Origin of the sequence: Mycolicibacterium sp. lyk4-40-TYG-92, assembly GCF_030209435.1 — a bacterium.
Lineage (GTDB): Bacteria > Actinomycetota > Actinomycetes > Mycobacteriales > Mycobacteriaceae > Mycobacterium.
Map to the genome: position 1 here is coordinate 95,763 of NZ_JARVRX010000001.1, position 11,425 is coordinate 107,187.

The 11,425-nt window shown below is 69.5% G+C and carries 11 protein-coding genes; 8 read left to right on the top strand and 3 right to left on the bottom strand.

Translation table 11 applies throughout. The features are described from left to right. The first annotated feature begins 49 nt into the window (after positions 1-49). Positions 50-2,266, top strand: coding sequence for a molybdopterin-dependent oxidoreductase (locus tag QRN63_RS00480; protein WP_285028813.1), 2,217 nt, complete (start codon positions 50-52; stop codon positions 2,264-2,266). On the opposite strand, the gene QRN63_RS00485 is transcribed toward QRN63_RS00480, so the two are convergent. The 3 genes from QRN63_RS00485 to QRN63_RS00495 are packed head-to-tail and all read right to left on the bottom strand — an operon-like array spanning position 2,263 to position 5,083. Further along, positions 2,263-2,973, bottom strand: coding sequence for an SIMPL domain-containing protein (locus QRN63_RS00485; protein ID WP_267320305.1), 711 nt, complete (start codon positions 2,971-2,973; stop codon positions 2,263-2,265). The genes QRN63_RS00480 and QRN63_RS00485 overlap by 4 nt on opposite strands. Positions 2,974-2,978: 5 nt before the next feature. After that, a complete protein-coding gene (locus QRN63_RS00490; protein ID WP_285028814.1) occupies positions 2,979-4,163 on the bottom strand; it encodes an LLM class flavin-dependent oxidoreductase in 1,185 nt (394 codons plus the stop codon). Next, positions 4,160-5,083, bottom strand: a complete 924-nt coding sequence (locus QRN63_RS00495) for an alpha/beta fold hydrolase (RefSeq protein ID WP_285029656.1) — start codon at positions 5,081-5,083, stop codon at positions 4,160-4,162. The genes QRN63_RS00490 and QRN63_RS00495 overlap by 4 nt, the downstream gene beginning before the upstream one ends. Positions 5,084-5,234: 151 nt before the next feature. On the opposite strand from QRN63_RS00495, the gene ftsH reads away from it, so the two are divergent. The 7 genes from ftsH (at position 5,235) to QRN63_RS00530 (ending at position 11,360) form a co-directional block, all read left to right on the top strand. Next, positions 5,235-7,478 carry an ATP-dependent zinc metalloprotease FtsH gene (ftsH, locus tag QRN63_RS00500; RefSeq protein ID WP_267320303.1) on the top strand — a complete coding sequence of 748 codons (2,244 nt, stop codon included), beginning with the start codon at positions 5,235-5,237 and terminating at the stop codon, positions 7,476-7,478. Between the two features lie 8 nt (positions 7,479-7,486). After that, complete coding sequence (gene folE, locus QRN63_RS00505) at positions 7,487-8,095, top strand: GTP cyclohydrolase I FolE (RefSeq protein ID WP_267320302.1); 609 nt, start codon at positions 7,487-7,489, stop codon at positions 8,093-8,095. Between the two features lie 17 nt (positions 8,096-8,112). After that, entirely contained in the window at positions 8,113-8,907 is a 795-nt protein-coding gene (gene folP / locus QRN63_RS00510; protein ID WP_267320350.1) for a dihydropteroate synthase, read from the top strand. Next, entirely contained in the window at positions 8,900-9,274 is a 375-nt protein-coding gene (gene folB, locus QRN63_RS00515) for a dihydroneopterin aldolase (protein ID WP_267320301.1), read from the top strand. Before folP ends, folB begins: the two co-directional genes overlap by 8 nt. Further along, positions 9,267-9,770 carry a 2-amino-4-hydroxy-6-hydroxymethyldihydropteridine diphosphokinase gene (folK, locus tag QRN63_RS00520; protein WP_285028815.1) on the top strand — a complete coding sequence of 168 codons (504 nt, stop codon included), beginning with the start codon at positions 9,267-9,269 and terminating at the stop codon, positions 9,768-9,770. The genes folB and folK overlap by 8 nt, the downstream gene beginning before the upstream one ends. Then, positions 9,770-10,246 (top strand): DUF3180 domain-containing protein, encoded by a 477-nt coding sequence (locus QRN63_RS00525; protein WP_285028816.1) that lies wholly within the window; start codon positions 9,770-9,772, stop codon positions 10,244-10,246. Before folK ends, QRN63_RS00525 begins: the two co-directional genes overlap by 1 nt. A gap of 67 nt (positions 10,247-10,313) precedes the next feature. Then, a complete protein-coding gene (locus tag QRN63_RS00530; protein WP_285028817.1) occupies positions 10,314-11,360 on the top strand; it encodes a DUF6779 domain-containing protein in 1,047 nt (348 codons plus the stop codon). The last annotated feature ends 65 nt before the right edge of the window (positions 11,361-11,425 follow it).

Below are 11,425 nucleotides of genomic sequence, written 5' to 3' on the forward strand. Positions count from 1 at the left end.
TCGCGAGCGGCACTTACCAAAGGGCGCGAAGCGGCGCAGAATCGCAGGCATGCCTACCGCGCTCCGGATCTGCCCCTTCTGCGAAGCCACCTGCGGGCTGACCCTCACCATCGATGCGGGCCGTGTCACGGCCGCGCGCGGTGACCTCGACGATGTCTTCAGCGCCGGCTTCATCTGCCCCAAGGGCGCGAGCTTCGCTGAGCTCGACAACGATCCCGACCGGCTGACCCACCCGCTGGTCCGACGGGACGGTGTGCTGACCGAGGCCACCTGGGACGAGGCCTACGCCGTCGTCGCCGAACGCCTCGGTGCGGTGATCGCGGCGCACGGCGGGGCGTCGGTCGGGGTGTACCTCGGCAATCCGAACGCGCACACGATCGCGGGCGCACTGTATGCCCCGCTGATCGTCAAGGCCCTGGGCACCCGCCAGGTGTTCAGCGCCAGCACGCTCGACCAGATGCCCAAACACGTTGCGCTGGGCCTGATGTTCGGCAGTCCGGGCGCGTTCGCCGTGCCCGACCTCGACCGCACCGACCATCTCGTGATCATCGGCGCGAATCCGCTGGTATCCAACGGCAGCGTGACCACGGCCGCCGACTTCCCCGGGAAGCTGCGGGCGCTCAAGAAGCGCGGCGGCAAGCTCGTCGTGATCGACCCGGCGCGCACCCAGACCGCCAAGCTCGCCGACCGGCACCTGGCGCCGCGCCCCGGGACCGACGCGGCACTGCTGCTCGCCGTCGTGCACGTGCTGTTCGACGAAGGTCTCGTCGATCTCGGTGCGATCGCCGAGTACGTCGTCGGCGTCGAGCAGGTCCGCTCGCTGGCCGCCGACTTCGCGCCCGAAGCCGTCGAACAGGCCTGCGGGGTCGGCGCCGACGAGATCCGTGAACTGGCCCGTGAACTCGCGGCGGCGCCGACCGCCGCCGTGTACGGCCGGATCGGAACCTCCACCGTCGAGTTCGGCACCATCGGCAGCTGGCTGGTCGACGTGATCAACGTCCTCACCGGCAACCTGGACCGACCTGGCGGGGTGATGTTCCCGCTCGGCGCGGCGGTCCCGGCACCGCGGCCACCCAAGCCCGGCCGCGGATTCCGGACGGGCCGGTGGGCCAGCCGGGTGTCCGGCTACCCCGAGGTGATGTCCGAGTTTCCGGCCGCCGCGCTCGCCGAGGAGATCGACACCGCGGGCGACGGTCGGATCAAGGCGATGATCACGATCGCCGGGAATCCCGTGCTGTCCGCACCGGACGGCGACCGGCTCGACAAGGCCTTGGACAGTGTCGAATTCATGCTGTCGGTCGACCCGTACCTCAACGAGACCACGCGGCACGCCGACGTCATCCTGCCGCCGCCCCCGCCGTCGCAGAGTCCTCATTTCGACGTTCTGCTGAACAACCTCGCGGTGCGCAACAACGCGCGCTACTCGCCGCCGGTGCTGCCGCTGGACAACCGGCCGGACGAGGCCGAGATTCTCTCGCGCATCGCCCTGGTTCTGTATGGCGTTGGGGCACAGGGTGATCCGGGCCTGGTCGATGCGCAGGTGATCGCGATGACGCTGGCCAAGGAGACTCAGGACCCCGATTCGCCGGTCGCCGGACGCGATGTCGACGAACTGACCGGCATGCTGCCCGCGGGCCCCGGCTATGAGCGCCGGCTCGACATGATGCTGCGGCTCGGGCCCTACGGTGACGCGTTCGGTACCAAGCCAGACGGCCTCACCCTCGAGAAGCTGAAGGCCAATCCGCACGGCATCGATCTGGGCGCGATGCGGCCGCGAATCCCCGAGGTGCTCCGAACCCCCAGCGGCAGAATCGAACTCGCGCCGGAACCGATCGTCACCGACGTGGCGCGGCTACGCGAGGCGCTGAGCCGCTCGGCCGGCGGCTTCCTGCTCATCGGCCGGCGCCACCTGCGCTCCAACAACAGCTGGATGCACAACCTGCCCGCGCTGTCGGGTGGCTCCAACCGCTGCACGTTGCAGATTCACCCCGACGACGCCGCCGATCTGGGTCTCACCGACGTCGCGATCATCAAGGGCCCGGGCGGTGAACTGCTCGCCCCGATCGAGGTGACGGACGTGATGCGGCGCGGCGTGGTGTCGCTGCCGCACGGTTGGGGTCACAACCGCGGCGGCACCGGTCAGCAGCTCGCGAGCAGCCACCCGGGCGTCAACGTCAACCAGCTCAACGACGGCACCCACCTGGACCGGCTGTCGGGCACCGCGGTGCTGAACGGGATTCCGGTCGAAATCTCGGCAGCGGGTTAACCCAGCTCCCAGATGACCGTCACCGAGAAACTGACGGTCTGCTGGCCGGGGGACAGCGGTACGGCCTCGGCCATCGCCATCCGCGGGGCCGGCATGGGCGTCGGCGTGGTGCCGCCGGTGGCCTCGGAGATGGAGACCACCTTGCCCAGGCTCAACCCCGACAGCTGCGCGTACTGCTGGGCCCGGTCCTTGGCGTCGTCGAAGGCGTGCGTGCGGGCGTCCTTGACCAGCTGGGAGTCGTCGTCGATCGAGTAGGCGACGTTGCTGATCCGCGTGGAATTGCCACCCGCGTTGACGATCTTCGCCAGCACCTGCGACGCGGTGTCGAGCTTGCGGACCTTGATGTCGATGGTGTTGCTGGCCCGGTACCCGGTGATGACGGCGTCGCGGTAGTCGGGCTGCAGCTCGACCTGCTTGGTGGCGATGTCCTTCTTGTCGATGCCGGCCCCGCTCAGGGCATCGATCACCGCTTGCTGACGGCTGCTGGTCTGGTTCATGGCGGCAGTGACGTCGGGTGCGGTCGCCTCGATGGACGCGGTGACGTTCAGGGTGTCCGGCGTGCCCTGGACCTTGCCGTTGCCGACGACGGTGACCTGTCGGCTCTCGGGCTTGGTGTCGTCGGAACCGCAGCCGGCGACGCCGACGGCGGTGGCGATCGCTAGTCCGGCAAGGGTCAGGGCGGCAATACGTCGGGGCGCAAATGGCATGGTTTTCAGCGTACCGACGTGTCTTCGGTGTGCTCGGCGATCGCGTTGCCGACGGCCTCGCCGACCCGGCCGAACAGCTGGTCGCGCAGGCCTTTTGCCCATTCGTGCGAGGCGTGCGGCGCGGTGAGCTGACCCTTGAAATGCGGGATCACCTCGCGGGCGAACAACTCGTACGAGTGCATGGTGGCGGCGGGCGGCGCCCAGTCGTGGCCCAGCATCAGGAACGTGCCGAATCCGCCGGAACGGTCCAGCATGTCCTGGATGTAGCCGATGCAGTCGGCGGATGTGCCGATACAGCAATTGCCTTTGGCCGCATAGTCTTCGACGAACTGGCGGGATGTCGGCGCCGGTCCGGTCCGGCTGCCCAGCGGGACGAAGCCGGCCGCGCCGAAGTAGTTCGAGAAGTCCTCCAGCCCGTAGGTGCAGTCCTCGATCGCCTGTTCCCGGGTGTCGGCCAGGTGCACGACGCCCAGCACCCGCCAGCTCCGCCGGTCCGGTTCGGGCCGGCCGGCTTTCGCGGCCTGGTCGCACACCAGGTCCCAGGTCGTCTCCAGGGCGGCGTAGCCGCCGGGCACGGACATCGACAGCGACAGCAGTGACGTGCCCAGCTGCCCGGCCAGGCGCGGCCCGGAGGGGGAAACCATTGCCGCCGTGGATATCTCGGGATAGGGCCAGGTGTACGGCCGGATGTGCAGGGCGGCGTCGCGCAGGGTGAACCAGTCGGTCTCGCGGGTTATCCGTTCGTCGGGGCCGGCGCGGAACAGGGACAGGATGGCCTCGAGGGACTCCTGCTGCATGCGGCGCTGATCCACCGGGTCGATGCCCATCATGTAGGCGTCCGACGGCAAGGCCCCCGGGCCGGTCCCGAACATCACCCGGCCGCGGGTCAGATGGTCGAGCAGCACCCAGCGGTCGGCGACCATCAGTGGGTGGTGGTACGGCAGCGACACCACGCCGGTGCCGAACCGGATGTTCTTGGTGCGCTCGGCCGCCGTGGCGATGAAAACCTCCGGGCAGGCGATCAATTCGTAACCGCCGGAATGGTGTTCGCCGTACCAGACCTCGTCGTAGCCCAGCCGGTCCAGCTTGACGGTGCGTTCCAGGTCGTATTCCAGTGCGGTGGTGGGAGATTGGCCGATCGGGTGGAACGGTGTGAGGAAAGCCCCGAAATCCAGTGGGCGGGGCGTCATTTCAGGCCCTCGAGGAACTCGAGGAGTACCGCGTTGACCTCGCCGGGGCGTTCTTGCTGCAGCCAGTGACCGGCGCCGGGGAACAGGATTTCTCGATACTCACCCGTGGCCACCGTGCGGACGCGGTCGCGCGGTGTCGAGGCCATCAGCGGATCGGCGTCGCCGCCCAGGAACAGGGTCGGCACGGTGATCGACGCCGCCGGTGGGCGTTCCGTCAGCTCCCAGTTCCGGTCGAAGTTGCGGTACCAGTTGAGTGGACCGGTGAATCCCGACCCGGTGAACGCGGCAACGTATTGCTCGAATTCGTCCTCGGTGAGCCAGTCCGGCAGCGGCGGCAGTGGTCGGCCCGCCAGGACGTCGACAGGTGCGGCGATGACCTCCATCGCGAATGTCCGCAGCAGCGACTCGCGGACGTCGCGGCCGAACTCGGCGTCAGCAATTCCCGGGGCTTGGAAGTGCAGCGGGTAGCAGAACTCGTCGCCGAAGATCCGACGCCAGATTTGGGTCGGCGGCTCCGGCGGCCGCGGGATCGGCGGCACACTCAGTGCGACCACGCCGCGTACCCGGTCCGGATGGAACAGCGGGAAGCCGGTGGCCACGACCGAGCCCCAGTCGTGCCCGACAACCACCGCCTGCTCGGCGCCGACGTCGTCGAGTAGTCCGGCCAGGTCGCCGGTGAGATGGACGATATCGTAGTCCGCGATGGCCGGCGGCCGCGACGAGCCGCCGTAGCCGCGTTGGTCGGGGGCCAATACGTGGTAGCCGGCCGCGGCGAGGGCGGGAATCTGATGCCGCCAGGAATACGCGAGTTCGGGGAAGCCGTGTGCCAGCACCACGACGGGAGCCCCGCGGTCCCCGGCTTCGGTGACCTGCAACTGCACGCCGCCCGTCTCGACTGACCGCTTGGTGGACGTGAACACCGTCTCACCAAAGCACAGCGGCGGTCCGGCCGGGAAGAGGTTCCGCTGCCGGGAACTGCCGATCGTTTGCATAGCGGTAACCTGTGAACTATCCCGCATCTGTGTCTCGGAAGGACCTGGCCGACGAGTAATCGCCGGCCGAAATATGTCGATGAAGCGAAAAAACGTCATCCGCACCCTGACCGTCGTCGCGGTCGTGTTGCTGCTGGGTTGGTCTTTCTTCTATTTCAGTGATGACACGCGTGGTTATCACCAGGTCGATACGTCTGTGGCGGTCGCCCAGATCAACGCCGGGAACGTCACCGGCGCCCAGATCGACGACCGTGAACAGCAGGTCCGGCTGGACCTGAAGAGCGTCACGCCGGACACCGACAACAGCAACAAGATCATCACGTCGTTCCCGACGGGTTATGCGGTCCCGCTGTTCGACGCGCTCAACGCCAAGAACGTCAAGACCAAGACCGTCGTCAACCAGGGCAGCGTCCTCAGCTCGCTGCTGATCTACCTGCTGCCGCTGTTGCTGCTCGTCGGCCTGTTCTTCATGTTCTCCCGCATGCAGGGCGGCGGCCGGATGGGCTTCGGCTTCGGCAAGTCGCGCGCCAAGATGCTCGGCAAGGACATGCCGAAGACGACGTTCGCCGACGTCGCCGGTGTCGACGAGGCCGTCGAAGAGCTCTACGAGATCAAGGACTTCCTGCAGAACCCGAGCCGCTACCAGGCCCTCGGCGCCAAGATCCCCAAGGGCGTGCTGCTCTACGGCCCGCCCGGTACCGGTAAGACGCTGCTGGCGCGCGCCGTCGCCGGCGAGGCCGGGGTGCCGTTCTTCACCATCTCCGGGTCGGACTTCGTCGAGATGTTCGTCGGTGTCGGTGCGTCCCGTGTGCGCGACCTGTTCGAGCAGGCCAAGCAGAACAGCCCGTGCATCATCTTCGTCGACGAGATCGACGCCGTCGGCCGCCAGCGTGGCGCCGGCCTGGGCGGCGGCCACGACGAACGCGAGCAGACGCTGAACCAGCTGCTGGTCGAGATGGACGGCTTCGGCGACCGCCAGGGCGTCATCCTCATCGCCGCCACCAACCGGCCCGACATCCTGGACCCCGCGCTGCTGCGTCCCGGCCGCTTCGACCGGCAGATCCCGGTGTCGGCGCCCGACCTGGCCGGCCGCAAGGCCGTGCTGCGGGTGCACTCCGCCGGCAAGCCCATCGCGCCTGACGCCGACCTCGACGGCCTGGCCAAGCGGACCGTCGGCATGTCGGGCGCCGACCTGGCCAACGTCATCAACGAGGCCGCGCTGCTGACCGCCCGCGAGAACGCCACGGTGATCACCGGACCGGCGCTCGAAGAGGCCGTCGACCGCGTCGTCGGTGGTCCGCGCCGCAAGGGCCGCATCATCAGCGAGCTGGAAAAGAAGATCACCGCGTACCACGAGGCCGGGCACACGCTGGCCGGCTGGGCCATGCCGCACCTGGACCCCGTGTACAAGGTGACGATCCTGGCCCGCGGCCGCACCGGTGGGCACGCTGTCGCCGTCCCCGAGGACGACAAGGGCATGCAGACCCGTTCCGAGCTGATCGCGCGCCTGGTCATGGCGATCGGCGGCCGCGCCGCCGAGGAGCTGATCTTCCGCGAGCCCACCACCGGCGCGGTGTCCGACATCGAGAACGCCACCAAGATCGCCCGTGCCATGGTCACCGAGTTCGGCATGAGCGCCAGGCTGGGTGCGGTCCGGTACGGCACCGAACACGGTGATCCGTTCCTGGGGCGCACCATGGGCACTCAGGCCGACTACAGCCATGAGGTCGCGCAGCTCATCGACGACGAGGTGCGCAAGCTCATCGAGGCCGCCCACACCGAGGCGTGGGACGTGCTGACCCAGTACCGCGACCAGCTGGACACCCTGGCCGGCGAGCTGCTCGAGAAGGAGACGCTGCACCGCCCCGACCTGGAGCGCATCCTGGTCGACGTCGAGAAGCGTCCCCGCCTGACCATGTTCGACGACTTCGGTGGCCGGATTCCGTCGGAGAAGCCGCCCATCAAGACGCCGGGCGAGCTAGCCATCGAGCGCGGCGAGCCGTGGCCGCCGCCGGTCCAGGAGCCGGCGTTCAAGGCGGCCATTGCCGCCGCGAGCCAGGCCGCGGCCGGAGTGAACGGCACCAACGGCGCACACGCCGCACCCAACGGTCAGCCGCAGCACGGCCAGACCCAGCCGAACTACGGCGCACCCGCGGGCTGGCAGGCCCCGGGCTGGCCGCCGCAGCATGGCCATGGCCATGGCCATGGCCAGCATGGCCAGTGGTACCCGCAGCCGGGCTGGGGCCAGCCCGGTCCGCCGCAGGGCTACCAGCCGTATCCGCAGCAGCCGGCACCTCCGCCGGCCAAACCCAACGACGAGTAGGCGCATAGATGACGCGGTCGCAGATCCATTCGGCCAGGCTCACCCCGCCGAAGTTCGATCACGATCGAGCCGAAGCCGCAGTGCGTGAGCTGCTGCTCGCGGTGGGCGAGGACCCGGACCGCGACGGGTTGCGGGACACCCCCGGCCGCGTTGCCCGCGCCTTCGAGGAGATCTTCGGCGGGCTGTACACCGACCCGGATGCGGTACTCGACACCACCTTCGACGAGGGCCACGACGAGCTGGTGCTGGTCAAGGACATCCCGATGTACTCGACCTGCGAGCACCACCTGGTGTCGTTCCACGGCGTCGCGCATGTCGGGTACATCCCCGGTGAGGACGGCCGGGTCACCGGGCTGTCCAAGATCGCCCGCCTCGTTGACCTGTACGCCAAGCGGCCCCAGGTGCAGGAGCGGTTGACGGGCCAGATCGCCGACGCCCTGATGCGCAAGCTGAACCCGCGGGGCGCCATCGTGGTGGTGGAGGCCGAGCACCTGTGCATGGCGATGCGCGGGGTGCGCAAGCCGGGCGCGGTGACCACCACCTCGGCGGTGCGCGGCCAGTTCAAGACCTGCGCGTCGTCGCGAGCCGAGGCGCTGGATCTGATCCTGCGGAAGTGACACTCCCTACGCAGGTCATGGGCGTCGTCAACGTCACGGCCGACTCGTTCTCCGATGGCGGACGCTTCCTCGACCACGACCGCGCGATCGAGCATGGTCTGGCTTTGGCAGCTCAGGGCGCGCAGATCATCGATGTCGGCGGGGAATCCACCCGGCCCGGCGCCGCCCGGCTGGATCCCGACGTTGAACGCGGCCGCGTCCTGCCGGTGATCAGAGAGCTTGTCGCACAAGGCATCACCGTCAGCGTCGATACCATGCACGCCGACGTGGCCGAGGCCGCCCTGGACTGCGGCGTGCACATCGTCAATGACGTGTCGGGTGGCCGGGCCGATCCGAACATGGCCCCGCTGCTGGCGGGCGCCCGGGTGCCGTGGGTGCTGATGCACTGGCGTGAGGTCGACGCCGAGCAGCCGCACCGGATTCCGGAGTACTCCGACGTGGTGGCCGATGTGCGGGCAGAACTACTCGCCGCGGTCGACGACGCGGTCGCCGCCGGGGTGGAGCCGGACAAGCTGATCATCGATCCGGGTCTGGGTTTCGCCAAGTCGGCGCAGCACAATTGGGCCCTGCTGCGGGCATTGCCCGAACTGGTGGCCACCGGCATCCCGGTGCTGGTGGGGGCGTCGCGCAAGCGGTTCCTCGGCACCCTGCTGGCGGACGCCGACGGCACGCCGCGCGAGCCCGACGGCCGCGAGACGGCCACCGCGGTGATCTCGGCGCTGGCGGCGCAGCAGGGCGCGTGGGGAGTGCGGGTGCATGATGTGCGGGCTTCGGTGGATGCGGTGAAAGTGGTGAGTAGCTGGCATGGCTGATCGAATCGAGTTGCGCGGCTTGACTGTTCGTGGCAATCACGGGGTTTTCGACCACGAGCGCGAGGACGGCCAGGAGTTCGTCGTCGACATCACGGTGTGGATCGACCTGGCTGCCGCCGCAATGAGCGACGAGTTGTCGGACACCCTGGACTACGGCGCGCTGGCGCAGCAGGCCGCGGACATCATCGCCGGGCCGCCGCGGAATCTGATCGAGACGGTGTCGGCCGAGATCGCCGATTCGGTGATGACCGACCAGCGCGTCCACGCCGTCGAGGTGGTGCTGCACAAGCCCAGCGCGCCGATCCCGTTGACGTTCAACGATGTTGCCGTCGTGGCGCGGCGGTCGAGACGGGGTGGCCGTGGCTAGCGTGGTCCTGTCCATCGGCTCCAACCTGGGCGACCGGCTCGCCCACCTGCAGTCGGTGGTCTCGGGGTTGCGTGGAGCGGTCCGGGCTGTCTCCCCGGTCTACGAGACGGACGCCTGGGGCGGGGTCGACCAGGGTCCGTTCCTGAATGCCGTGCTGCTGGCCGACGATCCCGGCCTCGACGGCCCGAGCTGGCTGCGCCGGGCCCACGAGTTCGAGCACGCGGCGGAGCGGGTGCGCGAACAGCGTTGGGGTCCAAGAACTCTCGATGTCGACATCGTCAGCTGCCACGACGGCGACGTCGAAGTGCGCTCCGATGATCCGGTCCTCACCTTGCCGCACCCGCTGGCGCAGCACCGCGCCTTCGTGCTGGTGCCGTGGCTGGCCGCCGACCCGGCGGCGACACTCGGGGGCGTCCCCGTCGCCGAGCTGCTGGCCGCGCTGGACGCCGGCGAACGCGACGGGGTGCGCCGTACCGACCTGGCGCTGGTGCCCTGATGGGACCCACCCGGAAGCGGGACGTGGCGATCGGCACGGTGCTCGCCACGGTCGTCGCCTACCTGCTGGTGATCCTGGTGTACCGCTGGTTCCCGCCGATCACGGTGTGGACGGGCTTGTCGCTGTTGGTCTTTGCCGCCGTGGAGGCCGGCTGGGCGTTCTTCCTGCGGGCCAAGATCTCCGCCGGCGCCATCGGCGTGGGGGCCGGCCGCATCCATCCGCTGACGGTCGCGCGGTCGGTCGTGGTGGCCAAGGCGTCGGCCTGGGTCGGGGCGGTGGCCCTCGGCTGGTGGCTCGGCGTGCTCGGTTACGTGCTCCCGCGGCGCGGCGTGCTGCGGGTGGCCGCGGCCGATTTCCCGGGTGCGACGGTCGCGGCGGTGAGTGCGCTGACCCTGGTGGTGGCAGGTTTGTGGTTGCAGCATTGCTGCCGCGCGCCGCTGGACCCGCCGGAGAAGTCCGACGGCGCAACCGAATAGGTAACGATCCGCCCGGACGGGGTGTCGGTCGACCTGCGAGGGGAAGGCAAAACGGTACAGTCAGCCCATGATCGATCCGACCCGGGCTGCGCGCGGCAGGCGTGCGAACCGCAGGCCGGGTTGGTTGCTGCTGACGGCGTTGCTGGTGCTCGCGATCATCGCCAGCTCCGCGCTGGTGTTCACCGATCAGGTCGAGTTGCTGAAGCTCGCTGTGGTGATCGCCCTGTGGGCCGCGGTGGCGGCGGCGTTCGCCTCGTTCATCTACCGGCGCCAGGCTGATCTGGACCAGGCCCGGGCCCGGGACCTCAAGCTCGTCTACGACCTGCAGCTGGACCGCGAGATCGCGGCGCGCCGCGAGTACGAGCTGTCGCTGGAATCGCATCTGCGCCGCGAGCTGGCCTCCGAATTGCGCGCCCAGTCGGCCGACGAGGTCGCGGCGCTGCGTGCGGAGCTTGCCGCGCTGCGCGCCAACCTCGAGTTCTACTTCGACACCGATCTGGCACACCGCCCGGCGCTCGAGACCGACCGCAGCGGGCAGTCCGCGCCGGTCGGCCGCGTCGTCGCCAGCCGGATCGACACCGAGGACCGGCCGGACCTGATGTCGGAGCCGAACACCGAAGAGAGCCCCATCATCGACGTGGCGGCCGAGCCGCATGTGCCGCCGGACCCGTGGGCACCACCGCCGCCACCCCCGCCGCCGCAGCCGCCGTTCGGCGGCGCGCACCGTCGTCCGCCGCAGCCGGGACCGTCCGACTGGCAGCCGACGCCGGCCGAAGGCCAGTGGATCCCGGCCGGGCAGCCGGGCAGCAACTGGGCTCCCGTGCCGCCCCAACCGGACCGTGGCCCCGAACCGACGATGACGCTGCCGGTCGTCCCGCCCGCTCCCGAGCCGGCTTCCGAACCGCCGCGCCGGGGTCGTCACGGGGCCCCCGCGGAACCGGCCACCGAGCCGCCCGCGACAGAGACCCCTGTCACATCCGGTCGCCGGCGCCGAGCCGAACCCGAAGACGAACCCGCAGGTCAGCACGTTGGCGGGCAGCCCGCGGCAGAATTGTTGGCGCGGCTGCAGGCCAACACCAGCGGCGGCGGCCGTCGACGTCGCCGCGAGGACTGAGCTACGCTCTGCGGTGACCGTCCGGTACCTGCAGGCAGGACCGGAACGTTGAGAAACCACCAAAT

What these genes read in the sequence shown, in the direction of transcription:
- QRN63_RS00485 (WP_267320305.1), bottom strand. Translation starts at nt 2,973, where the DNA reads ATGCCATTTGCGCCCCGACGTATTGCCGCCCTGACCCTTGCCGGACTA.
- QRN63_RS00530 (WP_285028817.1), top strand. Translation starts at nt 10,314, where the DNA reads ATGATCGATCCGACCCGGGCTGCGCGCGGCAGGCGTGCGAACCGCAGG.
- QRN63_RS00490 (WP_285028814.1), bottom strand. Translation starts at nt 4,163, where the DNA reads ATGACGCCCCGCCCACTGGATTTCGGGGCTTTCCTCACACCGTTCCAC.
- folB (WP_267320301.1), top strand. Translation starts at nt 8,900, where the DNA reads ATGGCTGATCGAATCGAGTTGCGCGGCTTGACTGTTCGTGGCAATCAC.
- folP (WP_267320350.1), top strand. Translation starts at nt 8,113, where the DNA reads ATGGGCGTCGTCAACGTCACGGCCGACTCGTTCTCCGATGGCGGACGC.
- QRN63_RS00480 (WP_285028813.1), top strand. Translation starts at nt 50, where the DNA reads ATGCCTACCGCGCTCCGGATCTGCCCCTTCTGCGAAGCCACCTGCGGG.
- folE (WP_267320302.1), top strand. Translation starts at nt 7,487, where the DNA reads ATGACGCGGTCGCAGATCCATTCGGCCAGGCTCACCCCGCCGAAGTTC.
- ftsH (WP_267320303.1), top strand. Translation starts at nt 5,235, where the DNA reads ATGAAGCGAAAAAACGTCATCCGCACCCTGACCGTCGTCGCGGTCGTG.
- QRN63_RS00525 (WP_285028816.1), top strand. Translation starts at nt 9,770, where the DNA reads ATGGGACCCACCCGGAAGCGGGACGTGGCGATCGGCACGGTGCTCGCC.